The sequence below is a fragment of the Vibrio sp. SCSIO 43153 genome, assembly GCF_023716625.1.
Classification (GTDB): Bacteria; Pseudomonadota; Gammaproteobacteria; order Enterobacterales; family Vibrionaceae; genus Vibrio; species Vibrio rotiferianus.
Genome location: NZ_CP071855.1, coordinates 54329 through 74320, shown reverse-complemented (window position 1 = coordinate 74320; position 19992 = coordinate 54329). Strand labels below are relative to the sequence as shown.

The following is a 19992-nucleotide window of genomic DNA, read 5'->3' as shown; positions in this document are numbered from 1 at the left end:
ACCGAGCACTAGCTCGGTCTTTTTATTCGATCTAATTACACCCACTGACCCGCGACAAAGCCGCTCGACCAACACCACTGGAAATTATAACCACCTAACCAGCCAGTCACATCCATCACTTCACCAATGAAGTACAAACCTTTGATGTTCTTACATTCCATGGTTTTTGAAGACAGGTGATCAGTATCTACGCCACCTAAAGTAACTTCCGCGGTGCGGTAGCCTTCTGTGCCGTTTGGTGCCACAGCCCAGTTCTCTATACGCTCAACGATGGTTGCCATCTCTTTCGGGTTGAACTGTTTAAGTGGTTTATCTGCTAATTCTTTACGTTCAATCAGCACTTCAACCAAACGCTTTGGTAGCACTTTCGCCAGTGTATTCTTTAGGGATTGGTTCGGATGCTTCTCACGGCTGCGCTCTAGCAACTCTGCGATGTCGTCGTTTGGCACGAGGTTAATTGTCACCTTCTGACCCGCTTTCCAGAATGACGAAATCTGCAGAACCGATGGACCAGATAAGCCGCGGTGAGTAAACAGCAGCGCTTCTTTGAACATGGTGCCGTCTTGCGCGGTGATTTCTGCTGGAATCGCAATGCCCGATAGCTCAGCGAAATCTTCTTTGTCTTCTTTATGCAGCGTAAACGGCACTAGACCTGCCGTAGTGGTAATCACTGGAAGCTCGAACTGCTCAGCAATCTTGTAGCCAAATGGCGTCGCGCCAAGCTTTGGCATCGACAGACCGCCGGTGGCAACCACCAAAGATTCACATTCGATATTTTCAGCACCCGCATGCAGACGGAAGCCCGCGTCGGTTTTCTCAATCGAATGTACGTCACATTGGTAGCGTTGTTGGATGTTTGGCATGTCGCATTCTGCTAGTAGCATCTTAACGATGTCTTTTGCGGTAAACGCATCAACACAGAATAGCTGTCCGTGATCGCGCTCTTCAAACTCGATGCCATGCTTACTGACCATCGAAATAAAGTCCCAGTTGGTGTACTGCGACAGCGCCGATTTCACGAAATGCGGGTTTTGGCATAAGTAGTTGTTTGCGGAAACATCGTAGTTAGTGAAATTACAACGACCACCACCTGAGATAAGGATTTTACGTCCTGGCTTTTTCGCATGATCCAGCACGAGCACACTGCGTCCGCGCTTACCTGCTTCCGCAGCACACATCAAACCTGCCGCGCCAGCGCCAATTACAACAACATCAAATTTCTTACTCATCGGTAACGCTCAATTACTTATTTAAATTGGTTTATACCCAAGTAACCTCAAGATGCTTGGTTCAGCGAGAATGACTTGGGGTATATAAGTCCAAAAATAAAAAAGGATGTGCGTAATGCACATCCTTGCTTTCTGCGGGCGCTATTCTAACGACAAAAGTCGAGCGGGAAAAGCGCTTAAATTCCAAGCACTGCTTGCTGGCTTATAGAATGAAGGCAGCCAGTAGGGTTACACCGAGTAAAGCGGTCGATAAAATGAAGAGTCCACGTACCCTCTCACACTTACCCGTAAAGATCTCATCGTGGTGATGGTCATATTCTTTACTTTTAATGTAATGGAACAACCTCACTTGTTTGGTGACGTTGCCATGAGTAGTGAAAAATCCATTACCATCCACTTGCTGATACAGCAAAGGATGTGCTTCACGCATGATGTAAATTAGAGAACGAAGAGCGGTTAAGTAACGAACCATATTCAGTCCCGTTACAACCATTAGCGCAAATAAGATTGTGTCTCCACTGATCATCTTTTCCTCCCTACATCTTCAATGATGCTCAAGAGAAAAAGACGACCAATGCTTCGTCCTTTACCCGCTACTTATCGCGTTGAGAACGCGTTATGCAGCTGGAGCATCCATAATTGAAGATGAACCTTCTTTTGCCATTTGTGCTAGATCTTTATCGATGAAGAACAATGCCTTACCATCTTCACCAACCAATTCGATCTTGTCTAAAATCCCTTTAAATAACTTCTCTTCTTCGTGCTGTTCAGCCACGTACCACTGTAGGAAGTTAAACGTTGAGTAGTCTTGGCTTGTAAATGCAACATGCGCTAGTTTGTTGATTTTTTCCGTGATCATTTGCTCATGTTCATAGGTTTCACGGAAAACATCACCTAGGCTCGCAAAATCATGCTTTGGTGCTTCAATTGCACCCAGGATTGGCATTGAGCCAGTTTCACTCACATAAGTGAAAAGACGTTGCATGTGCTCCATTTCTTCTACGGCGTGAGCGCGTAAAAATTCAGCCGCACCTTCAAAACCTTTGTCTTCACACCAAGCACTCATTTGTAAGTATAGATTGGATGAGAAAAATTCTAGGTTAATTTGCTCATTCAATTGTTCAACCATAGTTTGAGACAGCATGTTAACTCCTATTTATGTGCATGCAATATACCCAAATGACCTCAAAAGAGATGGTTCAAAGACAACAAAGTCACTTGGGTATAACGCCACTATAACATGATTCCTTTGCCATGAGATTCTACCTACTAGATTGATATGAGATCACTTCAGCAAAATTATCTTAGACTTAGTGCTAATCTGACAGTATGACCTTATCAAGGAGATGGCAATATGAGTTACAAACACATACTTGTGGCAGTTGACCTATCAGACGACAGTAAAGTGTTGATTAAGAAAGCCGTATCACTGGCTAAACCTCTGGATGCGAAAGTCTCTTTCATTCATATCGATGTGAATTACGCCGAGCTTTACACCGGGCTTATCGATATCAATATGGCGGAGGCGCAACACCAAGCAATGGAAGCGTCGCGCACACAATTGGCCAACTTTGAGGAATATGCGGGATACCCAATCACTCATACTTTGGTTGGTAGCGGTGATTTAAGTAACGAACTGTGCGATACCATTCAAGACTACAGTATCGATTTGGTCGTTTGTGGTCATCACCAAGACTTCTGGAGCAAGATTCTCTCATCGACTCGTCAGCTCATTAACTGCTCACCAGTCGACATGCTGGTCGTACCGCTAAAAGACTAATTTGCATTGGCGTGACCTTAAAACTTGGTTAGACTGCGGGCACATTTGTTGTTGATAAAGATTCTCATCCATGGCTTATCTATCCGCAGTTACCCTACTTTGGGCATTCTCATTTAGCCTGATCGGCGTTTACCTAGCCGGTCAGGTCGATTCTTGGTTCTCCGTTTTCATGCGCGTTGCGTTGGCGAGCCTCGTCTTCATTCCTTTCTTAAAATTCCGTGGCGTAAGCAAGTCTCTGATTGCAAAACTAATGATCGTCGGCGGCTTCCAGCTCGGTTTGATGTATTGCTTCTACTACCAATCTTTCCTACTCCTTTCTGTACCAGAAGTACTGCTGTTCACCGTATTTACGCCTATTTATGTCACCTTGATTTATGACTTCTTGAAAGGTCGTTTCTCGCCTTGGTATTTGGTTACCGCTGCAATTGCGGTGCTAGGCGCGGCGTGGATTAAGTTTGCAGGCATCAATGAAAACTTCTTGATGGGCTTTTTGGTCGTACAAGGGGCAAACCTGTGTTTTGCCATCGGTCAGGTCGGCTACAAGTACATTATGGAAACCGAACCGGTGGATCTGCCGCAGCATACAGTGTTTGGTTATTTCTACTTAGGTGCATTGTGCGTGGCGACCGTTGCTTTTGCTCTAATGGGTAACTTAGACAAGATGCCAACGACAGCAACACAATGGGGTATTTTGACGTACCTCGGCTTGATCGCATCAGGCTTTGGTTACTTTGCGTGGAACAAAGGCGCGACTATGGTCAATGCTGGCGCACTTGCGGTGATGAACAACGCGCTTGTCCCTGCTGGATTGATTGTGAATATCGTTATTTGGAACCGCGATGTTGATGTGACGCGACTTGCTATTGGCGGCGCGATCATCATGCTGTCGCTGTGGATCAATGAGACTTGGGTGAAAAAACGCGTAGAGATGAGTTACGCCAACAAGTAACACATCGATCCCAACAAACATTCCAACCATAAAAAAACGCTCTTCAGTTGGAGAGCGTTTTTTGTTGATTCGATTAATGCACTTTGGCTTGCGAGCTTGTGCTCATCAACGCATTAGTTGGTGTTGGTAGCAGCACCTCAAGTTTGGCATTACGCGCTTCAAGCTTGCGCTGGCGTTTGAGCAATTTTTGCTGCTTTTTGGCTAACTTAAGCAACTTCTTCTGCTGCTTATAGTGTTTCTTAACCGCTTTTTTCGCCTTTTTCAGCGCTTTCTTATCTGATAAATCAAACATCGCTGACGTCTCTAGCTGAGTGGCAGGGGTTACGGCTGCTACTTTCGCTGCCAATTTTTTCTCTTTCACTCGTTCCACTACGCGCTTCACGATCGCCGCTTTCTCTGCGCTTTGCTCAGGCGCCATAATGATTGGCGTATCTTGTGTAAGGGATGGAGTTGGTAGCGCCTCTGCCAACAAACCACATGCTTGCTGTTCAGACAACGGCTTATCTTGGCATTTTTGAGGAGGAATCGCGGCTGGCTTACATAAGGTATCTTTCGAGGCAGAAGAGCGAGCACAAGAGCGGCAGACAAACTTAGGTGCTACCACCAAGCGGTGAATGTCACCCAAACTCTCAGCAATCTGTTTGCGGCTCATCTTACATAATCGTTTCGCCATGCTACTACTCCAGCTTCCCAATTCTCGACTGTCTTACTCTACGACATCACACAAGTGTAATAATAATAATTCTTAGTTAGATATACAGTCAGTATGCCGAATTAGCAAGAGAAAAGTATCAATAAGCGGAGCAAACGCCAGATACAAATACAGCGCCAAATCAGGCGCTGTGAGAAGAAGCTTTGTGTCGTCAGGTGTTTAGTCGAATTACGCCATTGATGCCTTCACATACACATCGAAACGGTTCTTTTTGGTTTCAATTGCCATGCTTGGCTTTTGCTCATCAAGCCAGTCCGCGTAATCTGGGCGCTTGACCACTACACGCTTACTCGCCAATGCCATTGCTGGAGCCAGCAAACCATCTGCATCAAGATCTGCACCAACCAAAGATTGGAATACTCGCATCTCTTTCTTTACTAATGCCGATTTCTTTTTGTTTTCAGGGTGTGGGTACATCGGGTCGAGATAAACCACATCTGGCTGAACGAAGTCTTTATCTTGCGCCAATTGTTCCAACGCATCATGGCTAGAAGCGTGAATCAAAGACATGCGCTCTGATACCCAAGTGCCAATTTCTGGATCGTGTTTCGCACGCGCCAAGCCATCATCCAGCAATGCAGCGACCACTGGGTGACGTTCAACCATTTGCACTTTACAGCCTAACGACGCCAATACAAACGCATCACGCCCTAATCCCGCTGTGCCATCCAGTACCGTTGGGGTTGCACCTTTGTTCAAACCCGCGGCTTTCGCGATTGCCTGACCTTTACCGCCACCAAACTTGCGACGATGACCTACTGCGCCACCAATCAAATCCACAAAGATTGCACCCAGCTTTGGCTCATCCACTTTACGCAGCTCTAAACGCTCTGTCGTGAGGACTAAGGCAAAGTCACTGTCATCTGTGTGAGAAAGCTGCCAACGCGCAGCGAGTTCATCAAGGTGAGACTGTTGAGATGGGTCTTCACAAATCAATTGCAGTTGCAAAAGGAGGCTCCAGTAAAAATCGGTTTAACTGGCGCTGAGTGTATACCTAATGGCCGGTGAATTGCTAGGCTAGCCTATTCACTCACTCTAGCACGATCGCTCTTGTTCAAGCTCTTCGACTAACTGCGCCAGAGGTTTGGGATGTCCGATAACATAACCTTGTCCATAATCGACACCAAGTTCTAGTAAATGATCGATAATCTGGCTGTTTTCAACAAACTCAGCGACCGTCACTTTACCCATCTGTTTAGCAAGATCATTAATCGAACGAACCATGACTCGATCTGTTTCATTCTTATCCATATCTTTCACGAACAGGCCGTCAATTTTCACGATATCTACTGGAAGCTTCTTTAAATAACCAAAAGAAGACAAACCCGAACCAAAATCGTCCAATGCAATCATGCAGCCAAGCGCTTTCACTTTGGTAAAAAATGCGATCGCTTGATCAAGGTTACGCATTGCCGCTGTTTCAGTGATCTCTAAACAGATTTTATCGCAAGGCATAGAAGACGTTTCCAAACGTTCTAATAGAAAATCGATAAATTCCTGATTGCCCATTGAGTGACCAGATAAATTTATCGAGCATCGTCCAAGATTCTCTACCTTTTCTGGTCTTTGCTCGAACCACTCCAAGGTTTGATTCACCACTTGTTTATCAATCCAGTGAGCGATGTTGTAGCGCTCTGATGCTGGCATAAAGATACCGGGAGAGATGTATTCTCCTTGAGAATTGCGGATCCGCACTAATATCTCAAAGTTCATCTTCGAATCTTCGTGCTGTAGACAAAGAATGCGTTGCGCGAATAGCTCCAAACGTTGACCAGCTAGAGCATCGTGTACCAAATTAACACTTTGCATTTCTCGCTGTCGTTGCTGTACTTCTTCATTATCGTGGCTAAACAAATTGTAGCGATTCCGCCCTAGCTCTTTGGCCACATGACAAGCTGAATCCGCTTGTGCATGCACCATTTGCGGTGTTTCAGCTGTGTGGTCAATAACCCGAATACCAACGGAGCAACTCATATGCAAACGAATATCTTCCCAAATGAATGGCTGTTTACTCAGTGTCGAGATGATCGATTTTGCAATCATGATCGCCCCATGCTCACCACAATCTTTGAGTAGTACCGCAAACTCATCACCACCCATTCTTGCCAAAATGGCACTATAAGGTAAGACCTCTTCCAACATACTGGCACAAAACTGAATTGCCGCATCACCAGCATCATGACCCGCGGTATCATTGAGCACTTTCAACTGATCAAGATCGAGATACAACATTGCGTGTACACGGCGATGACTTTCCACTTCTCGCAGTGCGGTTTGCAGCTCTAGTTCGAAGTGGTTGCGATTGTAAGTGTCGGTCAGCAAGTCATAACGTGCTTGATATTCTAGCTGTTTGGCCAGTTTTTTCGTTTCTGAGATGTCTTCACCCACGATCAGTAACTGGTCAGAATCTCGTAACGGACGAATATTTTCGCGAACCCAGACGGAATGACCGTCCGCATGAAGATACTCTATCTCTCTTCGCCACACACCATGGACAACATGGTTTGGCTGAAGCAAAACTTGACGCGGAAACAGTGCCTTGTCGTCTGAATAAAACTCCCGCAAGCGATGACCAAGCATATCCAGCGGTTGATATCCCAACAGTTGCTGAGCAAAGCGGTTTACTTCTTGGATGCAGTTATTGCTGTCCAATGTCACCATCATCACTGGTTGCTGTTCGTAGTAATTACGCAAGCTCGCTTCACGCTGATAAAGCTTGTCTTCCATAAGTTTACGGCTGGTAATATCACGCGCCTCGAACAAGTATTGGTTTTCATTTCCGACCTTCTGAGAGAAAGGCTTGAGTGAAACTTCCAACACCATCGCACCATGCTCTTTACTCCAAATATCCGCTTCAAAAGTCGTCACTTGTCGGTGATGATTCTGAAAGAATTCAGATATTTTCTGGCGTGCATCGACACTCCAGTGCTTGTGGTGCCACAGTGGACGATCGAGTCGTAAATCTTGATGATAGAGGAGAGACTGTAGACGATCGTTACCGGATTTTAATAAACCGTGTTGGTCGAGTATGCCCATATACTGCATGCTTTGGTCGAAAACCGATTCTAAAATCGTTTGAGCCTCGCGAGCAGACGCTTCGCTACGACGGATACGCTGTAAGTAATAACTCAATAGCAAGATTACAATGGACATCAGCACAAATACGCTGCCAAAGACTTTGATTTCTTTTGCAAAACGTTGTGAAAATGGCATCGGCTTATTAAGAAATACAGCCGTCGGCTCTTGCTCTACACCAAGGCCCCAGCGAACCACCGATTGATAATCTAATTTGATTTCTGATTCGCTCTTTGTTACGGATGGTAACGGTGCTTTAGGGTTATCTAACACTTGCTCAAGCAGTTGAGCTGCCTCAAACCCCTGTCGGTAACCACTCTGGATTACGCCTCCGACAGCACCATGTCCTAAGCCGACATCGTGCACCATAAAGAGAGGTGCATTCGAAGCTTGGTTCACCTCACGCCAGTCCCGGTCACTACTCACAATGCCATATTTGTCGCGATAGTAAGTCCAAAACAACACAACGTTGTCTTGGGTTAATTCTGACACCTGTTGTTTGAGCTCATCGATAGTATCTGGCACAAGATGTGCCACTTTGTGGCGATATTTGGGCGTTTGTTCGAGAAAATCGGCAACCTGAGCTCTAAGTGCTGCCCCAGTAACCGAGTGGTCACTAACAATCAGAATTTGTTGGAATTTAGGGTGCAGTCGCTCAATCAGCTCTAGGTTTGCAGCGAGATCAATATCTTCAATAACGCCAGTCGCGTTAAGATTTTGATGAAGTGAAGCATGATAATTGTTGATACCACTAAAGATAACTGGCGTGTCCTTAATTACGGGCGCTAAACGCTGCATTAATGCCAACGCATTGTTGTCGCTAACGACAATCGCATCAAAACGCTCTTTGGACAGCTTAGTGCGATACAGAGAGTCAAGCTGTTGAAAAAAAGTTGGGCTTTGGTTGCGCTTCGAGTCTAGATACAAAACGCGCATATCCAACGACCGATCAGCCACTTGCTGCGCAATTCCCCTCTGAATAGAGTCCGTCCAGAAAAAGCCTTGATGATAGGAATGCACAACAAGAACTTTTTGCTCTTGCGCGATGGCAACGCTACTCCAGCATATCGCAATAAAAATCAGTAAAACCTGCACATCATCTCCGTGATATCAGAGCCAACTCTCGGTTATCTCTGCTTAAACCTTGTGAATCCTATTCATGGTGAGTATAAAATGAACTCAAAGCCTCATATCCTAACGGAATTACTAATATGAACGCGAGTCTACCTAAACTCGATGACCTTGATCGTGCCATTTTAAAAACGCTGATGGCCGATGCACGCACACCGTATGCAGAGATGGCAAAGCAATTTGATGTTAGCCCTGCCACCATCCATGTTCGCATCGAGAAAATGAAAGCGGCCGACATCATCGAGGGAACAGAGGTTATCGTCAATACAAAAAAGCTAGGATACGATGTATGTTGCTTTATTGGCATCAACCTTAATGCTGCACGCGACTATCACTCAGCACTAGAAAAGCTCAACGCTCTCGATGAAGTGGTAGAAGCTTACTACACCACGGGCGCGTATAACATATTCGTTAAATTGATGTGCAAGTCAATTGAGGAGCTGCAATTTGTATTGATTGATAAGCTTCAAGCGATCGACGAAGTGCAATCTACCGAGACGCTAATTTCACTGCAAAACCCAATCAATCGCAACGTAAACCCATAACAAGTTGAATCAATAAATAAAAAACGAATCTGAAAATAAAAAAGGGCAGCCACTTGGCTGCCCATCTTGATTCTCAATGAGATTACGCTGCGATACCTGAATGACGCAGTAGCGCATCGATTTCAGGCTCACGACCACGGAAGCGCTTAAATAGCTCCATTGGTTCTTCACTACCACCCATTTCTAGGATGTTGTTCAAGAAACTTAGACCAGTTTCTTTGTTGAAGATGCCTTCTTCTTCAAAGCGAGAGAACGCATCTGAAGACAACACTTCTGCCCACAGGTAGCTATAGTAACCTGCGCTGTAACCACCAGCGAAGATGTGACCAAAGCTGTGTGAGAAACGTGCCCACTCAACCGCTGGTACAACTGCCACTTTCTCTTTCACTTCTGCCAAGGTTTCAAGTACACGAGCACCCACTTCTGGGTCGTATTCTGTGTGCAGAGTGAAATCGAACAAGCCGAACTCTAGCTGACGTAGGATGCCCATCGCCGACTGGAAGTTCTTCGCTGCTAGCATTTTGTCTAGCATCGCTTTTGGTAGCGGTTCGCCAGTCTCATAGTGACCAGAAATAAACGCCAGCGCGTCTTCTTCCCAACACCAGTTTTCTAGGAACTGGCTTGGTAGCTCAACCGCATCCCAAGGCACACCGTTGATGCCCGATACCGCGCCTGTTTCTACTTGCGTCAGCATGTGGTGGATACCGTGACCAAACTCGTGGAACAGAGTCACGACTTCATCGTGCGTAAACAGTGCAGGCTTGTCGCCCACAGGACGGTTGAAGTTACACGTTAGGTAAGCAACCGGTGTTTGTAGCTCGCCCGCTAGCGTCACACGACGACCTCGGCAATCGTCCATCCACGCACCGCCACGTTTGTGTTCACGTGCGTATAGATCTAGGTAGAAGCTGCCGCGCAGTGTGCCTTCGCCATCGAAGATATCAAAGAAACGCACTGATTCGTGCCAAGTATCCACGCCTTCACGCTCTGTCACTGTCATACCAAACACGCGGTTTAGCACTTCAAACAGACCACTTACCGCTTTTGATTCAGGGAAGTAAGGACGCAGTTCTTCATCCGAAATTTGGAACAAGTGCTGCTTTTGCTTCTCGCTGTAGTACGCGATGTCCCATACGTTTAGCTCGCTGACACCAAATTCCGCATTCGCAAACTGGCGTAGCTCTTCGATTTCGCGCTCACCTTGTGGTTTCGCTTTGGTTGCCAAATCGTTCAAGAAGCCAAGAACTTGCGCAGGATTCTCTGCCATTTTAGTTGCCAGAGATTTCTCGCTGTAAGTGTTGAAACCCAACATACGAGAGATTTCATGACGCAGTTTTAGCTGCTCAGTGATGATTTCTGTGTTGTCCCATTTACCTGCGTTTGGACCTCGGTCAGAAGCACGCGTTACGTACGCTTCGTACACTTCTTTACGTAGGTCTTGGTTATCACAGTACGTCATAACCGGTAGGTAAGATGGGATATCTAGCGTGATTAGGTAGCCATCGAGCTCTTTTGCTTCTGCTGCCGCTTTTGCCGCTGCAAGTGCAGATTCTGGCATACCCGCTAGGTCTTTTTCGTCTGCAACGTGCTTAGTCCAACCCATGGTTGCATCTAGCACATTGTTGGAGAATTTTGAGCTCAGCTCAGACATGCGCTTGCTGATTTCGCCGTAGCGATGTTGCTCGTCTGATGGTAAACCGATGCCCGACAGCTCGAAGTCGCGTAGAGAATCCGAAATGGTCTTCTGCTGTGCACGCGTTAGCGTCGCGTACTCTTCGCTGGCTTTGATCGCTTTGTACGCTTCGTAAAGACCTTTATGCTGACCAACCCAAGTACCGTACTCAGACAGGATTGGTAGGCAGCTTTCATACGCTTCACGCAGCGCTTCGCTGTTCACTACTGAGTTCATGTGACCCACTGGTGACCAAATTCGGCTCAAGCGGTCATCCGCTTCTTCAATTGGCGCGATCACACTGGTCCAGTTTGGGTTTGCGTTGTCTTTTAGTACCTCGTCAACCTTAGCACGACAATCCGCAATCGCCTGCTCCACTGCAGGTTTAATGTGTTCTGGTTTGATTTGCGAAAACGGAGGAAGATCCGTAAACGTAAGAAGTGGATTAGACATGAATAATTCCTTTTGTGTTTTGGCTCTGTATTTGCCCATTCGCATTTGCATAGAAATAGGCGAACTCAATGCACAGGCAAGCCAACAACATGGATGGGGGGATCTCCGTTCCCTTTCTCGATGCAGCAATGACCAAATCGGTCAAAGAGTGCTTACTCTGTCCTTGAGTCTTGTTATGCCTAAGTCAGGTTTCGCACTCTATTGGAGCGGTGCAATCCCACTTAGGTTCAATTTGTTTACTCATACTAAGTATGGGTGACTTAAAGAAATTTCAATAGCGAATCCCTATCAGTGATACTGATTTGAATCGAAGTTCTACTTCTTCAAGTTACTTGAGTATAATACCGCCATATCGCGAAAATCACAGACCACACTCAGTCAAAGAGTGTTTCGAGAGTTTAATTTGTTAAGTTACCGCCACAGCTTCCACGCTGGCAACCACGCTGACGTGGTAAAACACATCGTTCAAAGCCTCATTCTTGATGCGCTAAAGCAGAAAGATAAGCCGTTTGTTTATCACGATACCCACTCGGGTGTGGGACGTTACGATCTGACTCACGAATGGTCTGAAAAAACGGGCGAATACAAACAAGGCATCGCGCGCATTTGGGACAACCCAAACATTCCTGAAGAGATCGCAAGCTACATCGATTCAATCAAAACATTGAACAACGGTGAAAAGCTGCGTTTCTACCCTGGTTCACCGCGCGTTGCACGTGCGCAAATCCGCCCACAAGACCGCATGGTTCTGACTGAGCTGCACCCAGCCGATCACCCACTGCTGGAACAAGAGTTCCATCGCGATCGTCAAGTGAGCATCTACAAAGAAGATGGCTTCAAGCGTCTGAAAGGCAGTCTGCCACCGCAAGAACGTCGTGGTTTGGTGCTGATTGACCCACCATACGAGCTAGCGAAAGAGTACCGCGACGTCGTGCAAGCGATTTTCCAAAGCCATAAACGTTGGGCAACAGGCATCTACGCGATTTGGTACCCAGTGGTAAACCGCTGTGATATCGAAGACATGATTGAAGGCTTGGAAGGACTGGGCATTCGCAAAATCCTGCAAATCGAATTGGGCGTCTCTCCAGACACCAACGAGCGTGGCATGACGGCATCGGGCATGATCGTGATTAACCCACCGTGGAAACTGGAAAGCCAGATGAAAGAAATTCTGCCATTCCTGCAAGAAGCAATCGCGCCAGCAACCGGCCACTGGAAAGTCGACTGGATCGTTCCAGAATAAAAAGCACTGAATTTCATAACCTTAAAGCGCAACGATGACCTCGTTGCGCTTTTTTTATTTATTTTTTCAAAAATTTTCGTCTGCGCTTCGTCTTTTCTTTTTTGCCTGCGTCTTAGGGATGTAAACAAACTAAAACATAGAGAGAAATGACCATGCTTAAAGTTATCAGTTTTAAAATTTGCCCATTTGTTCAACGCGTAACCGCGGCACTAGAAGCAAAACAGATCCCTTACGAGATTGAATACATCAGCTTAAAAGACAAACCACAATGGTTCCTAGATATCTCACCAAATGGTCAAGTACCAGTGATGGTGACAGAGTCTGGCACGGCGCTGTTTGAGTCGGATGCGATCATCGAATACATCGAAGACGAATACGGTCCATTAGAGCAAGGTGTGACAAACGAACAACGTGCACTGGATCGCGCATGGAGCTACCTAGGTTCAAAACACTACTTGCCTCAGTGCGGCACCATGGGCAGTAAAGACCAAGCAACCTTTGAAGAGCGCGCAGAGAAACTGATCAAAGCGTTCCAAAAAGCAGAAAACCAACTGTCTGGTGAAACCAAGTTCTTTAAATCCGATGAACTAAGCAATGTAGACATGGCTTGGTTGCCGCTTCTGCATCGTGCTGCCATCGTCAAAGCGCACTCTGGTTATGACTTCTTCTGTGGTCTACCAAAAATGCAGGCATGGCAAAAGCACATCCTAGAATCAGGATTAGTAGAGAAGACGGTGTCGGAAGACTTCGTGCAGCTGTTTAGCGATTTCTACCTAACCAACACTTACCTAGCAGACGGTAAAGACGTGCAAGCCCAGTCAGGCTGTGGCACATCAAGCTGCTGCGGTTAATGAACTTTCCTTACCCTAAGCATGAAAAACACCAAGCGGAATAGCGCCTTATTCCGCTTTGCTATCCTCTCATCGCTATTTGTCATAAGTAATGTCACTTTTTCCCATTTAGGAAATTGCTAGACTCGATTTATGATAGGGACAACGGATCATGCTTAAGTCACTTCAACAGGCTTAGGCAGGTAACAATTTATTTAGGGATGTTGAGTTCATCACCCACTACCCCAATGTAATTGTTGTCAGACAAAAATTAATAAGCTCTTGGAGAAAGTAATGGCGACTCATTTTGATTATATCTGTATCGGTGGCGGCAGCGGCGGCATTGCATCAGCAAACCGTGCAGCAATGTACGGTGCTAAAGTAGCGCTTATCGAAGCTCAAGACCTTGGCGGTACCTGTGTAAACGTTGGTTGTGTGCCTAAAAAAGTAATGTGGCACGGCGCGCAAGTTGCAGAAGCAATGAACCTGTACGCAGAAGACTACGGCTTCGATGTAGATGTAAAAGGTTTCGACTGGAGCAAACTGGTTGAGAGTCGTCAGGCTTACATTGGTCGTATCCACCAATCTTACGATCGCGTTCTTGGCAACAACAAAGTAAATGTTATCAAAGGCTTTGCTAAGTTCATTGACGAGAAAACGGTAGAAGTAAACGGTGAGCACTACACAGCGGATCACATCCTGATCGCAGTGGGTGGTCGTCCAACGATTCCAAACATCCCAGGCGCAGAATACGGCATCGATTCAAACGGCTTCTTCGAGCTTACTGAGCAACCAAAACGCGTTGCAGTGATCGGTGCAGGTTACATCGCGGTAGAAATCGCCGGCGTACTGCATGCACTAGGCACAGAAACACACCTATTCGTTCGTAAAGAATCACCGCTACGTAGCTTCGATCCAATGATCATCGAAACGCTAGTAGAAGTGATGGACGCTGAAGGCCCAACGCTACACACCCACTCTGTTCCAAAAGAAGTGGTAAAAGAAGCAGACGGCAGCCTGACTCTGCACCTAGAAAACGGTGAGAGCCAAAACGTTGATACCCTAATCTGGGCAATCGGTCGTCACCCAGCAACTGACGCTATCAACCTAGCATCAACTGGCGTTGCAACGAACGATCGTGGCTACATCAAGGTAGACGAATACCAAGAAACGAACGTGAAAGGCATCTACTGTGTAGGTGACATCATGGAAGGTGGTATCGAGCTAACACCAGTGGCTGTTAAAGCGGGTCGTCAACTTTCTGAGCGTCTGTTCAACAACAAACCAAACGCGAAGATGGACTACGATTTGGTACCAACTGTGGTATTCAGCCACCCACCAATCGGCACTATCGGTCTAACGACTCAAGAAGCGGAAGAGAAGTACGGCAAAGACAACATCAAAGTCTACACGTCTGGCTTTACTGCGATGTACACAGCGGTTACTAAGCACCGTCAACCATGTAAGATGAAGCTAGTGTGTGCTGGCGAAGAAGAAACGGTTGTTGGTCTACACGGCATCGGCTTTACTGTTGATGAAATGATTCAAGGCTTCGGCGTAGCAATGAAGATGGGCGCAACCAAAGCAGACTTCGACTCTGTTGTGGCTATCCACCCAACGGGCTCTGAAGAGTTCGTGACGATGCGTTAATCACGCGTGAATCACTTTGCGATTTAAGCAGATAAACAAAAAGGGTCATCAATTACTTGATGACCCTTTTTCTATTCACGTTTTAAAACGTTCGGGGGTATTTCGGAGCCGTTTGCGCGTTTTACTTAACTGCGCGAACCAATTCAGCAATACCTTCCCAATCGCCGTTGTCCATCATAGCGGTTGGCACCATCCAAGTACCACCACACGCGACAACCGATTTCAGCGCTAGGTAATCTTCCACGTTAGATGGGCTTACACCACCTGTTGGCATGAATTCCACTGGGTAAACCGCCGTTAGTGCTTTAAGCATGTTTACGCCGCCTGATGGCTCAGCAGGGAAGAACTTCAGGGTACGTAGACCCATTTCCATCGCTTGCTCAACCAAGCTTGGGTTGTTTACACCCGGTACAATTGTCACGTTGCGTTGCTGACAGTATTTCACTGTGGTTGGGTTGAAGCCCGGGCTCACAATGAAGTCCACACCCGCTTCAATCGCAATGTCCACTTGTTCAGTTGTCAGTACAGTACCAGCACCGATCAGCAGTTCTGGGTACGCTTCACGCATGATGCGGATCGACTCAGCCGCCGCTTCAGTGCGGAATGTCACTTCCGCACATGGTAAACCGTTTTCTACCAACACTTTTGCCAGTGGCAGAGCGTGTGCTACATCGTTGATTGCGATAACTGGGACGATTTTGATTTCTCTTAATCGTTGTTCAAGTGTTGTCATGGGTAACCTCTAAAGAATAAAGCTTAATGTTGCTACGATAATAAATGCGATACCACCAAGTAAAGTTTCCATTACCGTCCAAGTTTTTAGCGTTGTTTTCTCATCCATCTCTAGTAGACGAGATACTAACCAGAAACCAGAATCGTTGAAGTGAGAAAGCACTGTTGCACCACCTGCAATCGCGATAACGATAAAGCATAGGTCTAGCTCGCTCAAACCAGTTGATGCTGCCACTACTGGCGCGATAAGTGCTGCAGTTGTCGTTAGTGCCACGGTTGCTGAGCCTTGAGCAACGCGCAGACAGGTAGAGATAGCAAACGCCGCTACGATCACTGGCATGCCAGTGTCAGTTAATACGTCTGCAAGTGCATCACCGATACCACTTGCACGCAGTACGCCACCGAACATACCACCCGCACCAGTTACTAGGATAACACCACAGATAGGCGCCAATGAATCGCCACACAGCTTCTCAAGTTTCGCCATGCCGTAGTCTTTTGCAAACACTGCAAGACAGACGATTAAGGTAATCAGTAGTGCAACTGGCGTTTTACCTAGCATACGTAGGAACTCAACCAGTGCTGTTTTGCCATCAATCACACCCGCAACTGCTAGCGTGTTCAATACTGTGTCTAAACAGATTAACAGTACAGGCAGCACTAGGATGGTCATTACTGTGCCAAATTTTGGCAGTTGTGCATCTTCAACTTGCGTATCACCGTTGAAGAAGGCTTTTGATAATGGGATATCGAATTTCTTGCCCGCGTACAAACCAAATAGGTAAGCGCCTAAGTACCAAGTTGGAATAGCCACTAGGATACCAACAACAAGCAGTAGACCAATGTTTGCGCCTAGGAATTCTGCTGCTGCAACTGGACCTGGATGCGGAGGAACAAAGCCGTGCATCACTGCAAATGCACCTGCTGCTGGTAGTGCGTATTTGATTGGCGAACCACCAAAACGTGCTGCCACACTTAAGATGATTGGCATCATTACGACTAGGCCAGCATCAAAGAAAATTGGGAAACCGAACAGTAGTGAAGCCACACCCAATGCAAATGGTGCGCGCTCTTTACCGAAGCGTCCAATCAAAGTATCTGCCAGCACTTGCGCACCGCCAGTTACTTCCAAAATCTTACCGATCATTGCGCCAAGACCAACCAGCAATGCGACTGAAGCCAACGTGCCACCAAAGCCACTCATCATGGTTGGAACAACTTGGTCAGAAGAAACGCCAGTCGCCAATGCTGTACCTAAACTCACCATAGTTAGGGAAGCAAAAGCGTGCACTTTTAGTTTAATAATCAATACAAGTAACGCTGCTATCGCGAGGACTGCAATCGTTAGTAGGAACGTAGGGTCTGGAGCTTGGGTTAGCTGTTCCATGGGTTCACCTTTAAGAATTATTGTTTGTGTTGTGGTTCACATTTATTTGAGTTACCGGTAACATGTTACCGATAACATGAATAAGATAAACCCATATTTTAAAGTGAATTCGAAAATTGAGATCACGCGCAAATTTGTTATGAGGATAAGTTATGGCTGGTAGTAGTGTCGTCGTTATGGGCGTTTGTGCGAGTGGCAAAACCACAATTGGTGAGCACTTGGCGAAAAAGCTGGGACGTAAATTCATTGATGGTGATGATCTTCACCCACGAGCAAACATTCAGAAGATGGCGTCAGGTCAGCCTCTGAACGACGACGACCGCAAACCTTGGCTAGAACGTATCCGCGACGCTGCTTATAGCTTAGAAAGCAAAAACGAGCACGGCATTATTGTCTGTTCGGCACTAAAAAAGATTTATCGTGACCAAATCCGCGAAGGCAACGAGAACGTGACCTTCCTTTTCCTAGACGGCAGCAAAGACCTGATCCTTGAGCGCATGCGTGCTCGCCAAGGTCACTTCATGAAAGAGAACATGGTCAACAGCCAGTTTGAAACGCTAGAGCGTCCAGAAGATGAGCCTCGCACCATTTTCGTCAGCATTGATGCAACCATCGAAGATGTTGTGTCGAATGCCGCTGAGTTAATCCTAGTGCAAGACGAGGCAATGGCATGACTCATCAAGTAATCTTAGACGTTACCCAGCGCTTAGTTGAACGCAGCCAAGAAGCGCGTGCGGCGTTTCTTGCTCGCACTGAAGTCCAAGCCGAAGCAGGCAAAGGCCGCATAGGTCTCTCTTGCGGTAACTTGGCTCATGCTGTTGCGGCATCTTGTTCTTCAGAAAAGAAAAACATTCTCGATTTCACTCATTCAAATGTGGCACTGATCAGTGCTTACAACGATATGTTAAGTGCCCACCAGCCTTACCAACACTATCCTGATCAAATCAAACAAGTGCTGTCTGGTTACGGTCACACTGCGCAAGTTGCTGGCTGTGTTCCGGCAATGTGTGATGGCGTGACTCAAGGTCAAGCGGGCATGGACATGTCACTGTTTTCTCGTGACTTAATTGCTCAATCGACAGCACTTTCACTGAGCCACAACGTATTCGATGCGACCTTGCTGCTGGGTATCTGCGACAAAATCGCACCGGGACAACTGATGGGCGCGCTGTCTTACGCACACCTACCAACGGCATTTGTGCCAGCAGGTTTGATGGCAACAGGCATCAGCAATGAAGAGAAAGTCGACGTTCGCCAAAAATACGCGGCGGGCGAAGTAGGTAAAGACGCGCTACTTGATATGGAGTGTCGCGCTTACCACTCGGCGGGCACGTGTACTTTCTACGGCACGGCAAACACTAACCAACTTGTGTTTGAAGCCATGGGTTTGATGCTGCCAGGTTCGGCATTCATCCATCCACATACTGAACTACGTAAAGCGCTGACCGATCACGCGGCTCTGAAAATCGCGGCAATGAATGCAGGTTCAGCCAACTTCCGCCCATTGTCTGAAGTTGTCACAGAAAAGAGCCTGATCAACGGTATTATTGCGCTATTGGCATCGGGTGGCAGCACCAACCACACTATCCACATGTTGGCAGTGGCGCGTGCAGCAGGTTTGATTCTGACATGGCAAGACATCAGTGACCTATCTGAAGTCGTGCCACTATTAGCGCGCGTTTACCCAAATGGCCCAGCTGACATGAACGCATTCCAAGAAGCGGGCGGCGTACCTGCGCTATTGCATCGTTTGGACGAGGCAGGCTTGCTTCATCGTGACGTGAAACCGGTATTCGGCGAATTCGAAGACCAAATGACTCTACCGAGCTTAGTCGACGGCAAACTAACTTGGACACCATGTGGTGGCAGCCAAGACGGCGAAGTGATTGCTGCGCCAACGCAAGCTTTCCAAAACACCGGTGGTACTCGCGTACTTAACGGTAACTTGGGTAAAGCGGTAGTGAAAGTGTCTGCGGTGAAAGAAGATCAGCGCATCATCGAAGCGCCAGCAATCGTATTCCAATGCCAACACGAAGTGGAAGCGGCGTACAAACGCGGTGAACTAAACCAAGACTGCATTGTGGTTGTGACGCACAACGGTCCTGCAGCGAACGGCATGCCGGAGCTGCATAAACTGATGCCAATTCTCGGCAACGTGCAGAAAGCGGGCTTCAAAGTCGCACTAGTTACGGACGGTCGACTATCTGGTGCATCCGGTAAGATTCCATCAGCAATCCACGTATCTCCAGAAGCAATTCGTGGCGGCGCGATTGGCTTGGTGCGCAATGGCGACATCATCCGCGTTGATTGCCAAACTGGCGAACTGAATAACCTAAGCGACGTTACGGGTCGGGAACTGTTAGAGATGGATACTGAAGCCAAGCAACAGACTTGGGGTCGTGGTTTCTTTAGCGTGATTCGTCAAAGCGTTTCGAGCGCAGAAGAAGGCGCAAGCTTTATTGTTTAAGACGGAGAGAAAGATCCCGTCATTCCGACGAGCTTAGGCGAGATCAGGAATCTAATATCAGAGTGCTGTGAAGCGAGAGGAAATACCTCTGCCACAGCACTTTTTGTTGGCAGATTCTGAATCATGCTCGTACCTCG

The 19992-nt window shown here is 46.9% G+C and carries 17 protein-coding genes; 8 read left to right on the top strand and 9 right to left on the bottom strand.

The window, feature by feature from the left end:
* Positions 1-35: 35 nt before the first annotated feature.
* The 3 genes from J4N37_RS00345 to ftnA form a co-directional block, all read right to left on the bottom strand.
* Positions 36-1229 carry a BaiN/RdsA family NAD(P)/FAD-dependent oxidoreductase gene (locus J4N37_RS00345; RefSeq protein WP_252041418.1) on the bottom strand — a complete coding sequence of 398 codons (1194 nt, stop codon included), beginning with the start codon at positions 1227-1229 and terminating at the stop codon, positions 36-38.
* A 202-nt stretch (positions 1230-1431) separates the two neighbouring features.
* Positions 1432-1755 carry a universal stress protein UspB gene (uspB, locus tag J4N37_RS00340; protein WP_010444905.1) on the bottom strand — a complete coding sequence of 108 codons (324 nt, stop codon included), beginning with the start codon at positions 1753-1755 and terminating at the stop codon, positions 1432-1434.
* 90 nt (positions 1756-1845) lie between these two features.
* Positions 1846-2373 carry a non-heme ferritin gene (gene ftnA, locus J4N37_RS00335; protein ID WP_010444903.1) on the bottom strand — a complete coding sequence of 176 codons (528 nt, stop codon included), beginning with the start codon at positions 2371-2373 and terminating at the stop codon, positions 1846-1848.
* A 210-nt stretch (positions 2374-2583) separates the two neighbouring features.
* Here ftnA and uspA point away from each other — a divergent pair, with 210 nt between their 5' ends.
* Positions 2584-3009 (top strand): universal stress protein UspA, encoded by a 426-nt coding sequence (uspA, locus tag J4N37_RS00330; protein WP_010444901.1) that lies wholly within the window; start codon positions 2584-2586, stop codon positions 3007-3009.
* A gap of 70 nt (positions 3010-3079) precedes the next feature.
* A complete protein-coding gene (locus J4N37_RS00325) occupies positions 3080-3958 on the top strand; it encodes a carboxylate/amino acid/amine transporter (protein ID WP_010444899.1) in 879 nt (292 codons plus the stop codon).
* 73 nt (positions 3959-4031) lie between these two features.
* On the opposite strand, the gene J4N37_RS00320 is transcribed toward J4N37_RS00325, so the two are convergent.
* From J4N37_RS00320 to J4N37_RS00310, 3 genes are all read right to left on the bottom strand, one after another.
* Complete coding sequence (locus tag J4N37_RS00320; protein ID WP_252041417.1) at positions 4032-4631, bottom strand: hypothetical protein; 600 nt, start codon at positions 4629-4631, stop codon at positions 4032-4034.
* Between the two features lie 207 nt (positions 4632-4838).
* Positions 4839-5618: a class I SAM-dependent methyltransferase gene (locus J4N37_RS00315; protein WP_010444895.1), complete on the bottom strand. Its 780-nt coding sequence runs from the start codon at positions 5616-5618 to the stop codon at positions 4839-4841.
* 87 nt (positions 5619-5705) lie between these two features.
* Positions 5706-8840, bottom strand: a complete 3135-nt coding sequence (locus J4N37_RS00310) for an ABC transporter substrate binding protein (protein ID WP_252041416.1) — start codon at positions 8838-8840, stop codon at positions 5706-5708.
* A gap of 116 nt (positions 8841-8956) precedes the next feature.
* Between J4N37_RS00310 and asnC the strand changes: the two genes are divergently transcribed.
* A complete protein-coding gene (gene asnC / locus J4N37_RS00305) occupies positions 8957-9421 on the top strand; it encodes a transcriptional regulator AsnC (protein WP_010444891.1) in 465 nt (154 codons plus the stop codon).
* A gap of 82 nt (positions 9422-9503) precedes the next feature.
* Here the strand turns inward: asnC and prlC are convergent, their stop codons facing one another.
* Positions 9504-11546 carry an oligopeptidase A gene (gene prlC, locus J4N37_RS00300; RefSeq protein WP_252041415.1) on the bottom strand — a complete coding sequence of 681 codons (2043 nt, stop codon included), beginning with the start codon at positions 11544-11546 and terminating at the stop codon, positions 9504-9506.
* Positions 11547-11949: 403 nt separating this feature from the next.
* Here prlC and J4N37_RS00295 point away from each other — a divergent pair, with 403 nt between their 5' ends.
* The 3 genes from J4N37_RS00295 (at position 11950) to gorA (ending at position 15269) form a co-directional block, all read left to right on the top strand.
* Positions 11950-12789, top strand: a complete 840-nt coding sequence (locus J4N37_RS00295; protein ID WP_252041413.1) for a 23S rRNA (adenine(2030)-N(6))-methyltransferase RlmJ — start codon at positions 11950-11952, stop codon at positions 12787-12789.
* 152 nt (positions 12790-12941) lie between these two features.
* Complete coding sequence (locus J4N37_RS00290; protein WP_033008983.1) at positions 12942-13640, top strand: glutathione S-transferase family protein; 699 nt, start codon at positions 12942-12944, stop codon at positions 13638-13640.
* A 273-nt stretch (positions 13641-13913) separates the two neighbouring features.
* Entirely contained in the window at positions 13914-15269 is a 1356-nt protein-coding gene (gene gorA, locus J4N37_RS00285) for a glutathione-disulfide reductase (protein ID WP_252041411.1), read from the top strand.
* 121 nt (positions 15270-15390) lie between these two features.
* Here gorA and J4N37_RS00280 read toward each other — a convergent pair whose 3' ends face one another.
* Both J4N37_RS00280 and J4N37_RS00275 read right to left on the bottom strand, forming a co-directional pair.
* Positions 15391-16002: a bifunctional 4-hydroxy-2-oxoglutarate aldolase/2-dehydro-3-deoxy-phosphogluconate aldolase gene (locus tag J4N37_RS00280; protein ID WP_005430025.1), complete on the bottom strand. Its 612-nt coding sequence runs from the start codon at positions 16000-16002 to the stop codon at positions 15391-15393.
* Positions 16003-16011: 9 nt separating this feature from the next.
* Positions 16012-17388 carry a GntP family permease gene (locus J4N37_RS00275; protein WP_252041410.1) on the bottom strand — a complete coding sequence of 459 codons (1377 nt, stop codon included), beginning with the start codon at positions 17386-17388 and terminating at the stop codon, positions 16012-16014.
* A 152-nt stretch (positions 17389-17540) separates the two neighbouring features.
* Here J4N37_RS00275 and J4N37_RS00270 point away from each other — a divergent pair, with 152 nt between their 5' ends.
* On the top strand, positions 17541-18062 hold the full coding sequence (locus tag J4N37_RS00270; RefSeq protein ID WP_005429966.1) for a gluconokinase: 522 nt from the start codon (positions 17541-17543) through the stop codon (positions 18060-18062).
* On the top strand, positions 18059-19855 hold the full coding sequence (gene edd / locus J4N37_RS00265; protein ID WP_252041409.1) for a phosphogluconate dehydratase: 1797 nt from the start codon (positions 18059-18061) through the stop codon (positions 19853-19855). The genes J4N37_RS00270 and edd overlap by 4 nt, the downstream gene beginning before the upstream one ends.
* Positions 19856-19992 lie beyond the last annotated feature (137 nt).

Bases quoted from the DNA above. Each gene is read 5' to 3' on its own strand.
- J4N37_RS00345 (WP_252041418.1), bottom strand. From the start codon at position 1,229: ATGAGTAAGAAATTTGATGTTGTTGTAATTGGCGCTGGCGCGGCAGGT.
- uspB (WP_010444905.1), bottom strand. From the start codon at position 1,755: ATGATCAGTGGAGACACAATCTTATTTGCGCTAATGGTTGTAACGGGA.
- ftnA (WP_010444903.1), bottom strand. From the start codon at position 2,373: ATGCTGTCTCAAACTATGGTTGAACAATTGAATGAGCAAATTAACCTA.
- uspA (WP_010444901.1), top strand. From the start codon at position 2,584: ATGAGTTACAAACACATACTTGTGGCAGTTGACCTATCAGACGACAGT.
- J4N37_RS00325 (WP_010444899.1), top strand. From the start codon at position 3,080: ATGGCTTATCTATCCGCAGTTACCCTACTTTGGGCATTCTCATTTAGC.
- J4N37_RS00320 (WP_252041417.1), bottom strand. From the start codon at position 4,631: ATGGCGAAACGATTATGTAAGATGAGCCGCAAACAGATTGCTGAGAGT.
- asnC (WP_010444891.1), top strand. From the start codon at position 8,957: ATGAACGCGAGTCTACCTAAACTCGATGACCTTGATCGTGCCATTTTA.
- prlC (WP_252041415.1), bottom strand. From the start codon at position 11,546: ATGTCTAATCCACTTCTTACGTTTACGGATCTTCCTCCGTTTTCGCAA.
- J4N37_RS00290 (WP_033008983.1), top strand. From the start codon at position 12,942: ATGCTTAAAGTTATCAGTTTTAAAATTTGCCCATTTGTTCAACGCGTA.
- gorA (WP_252041411.1), top strand. From the start codon at position 13,914: ATGGCGACTCATTTTGATTATATCTGTATCGGTGGCGGCAGCGGCGGC.
- J4N37_RS00280 (WP_005430025.1), bottom strand. From the start codon at position 16,002: ATGACAACACTTGAACAACGATTAAGAGAAATCAAAATCGTCCCAGTT.
- J4N37_RS00275 (WP_252041410.1), bottom strand. From the start codon at position 17,388: ATGGAACAGCTAACCCAAGCTCCAGACCCTACGTTCCTACTAACGATT.
- J4N37_RS00270 (WP_005429966.1), top strand. From the start codon at position 17,541: ATGGCTGGTAGTAGTGTCGTCGTTATGGGCGTTTGTGCGAGTGGCAAA.
- edd (WP_252041409.1), top strand. From the start codon at position 18,059: ATGACTCATCAAGTAATCTTAGACGTTACCCAGCGCTTAGTTGAACGC.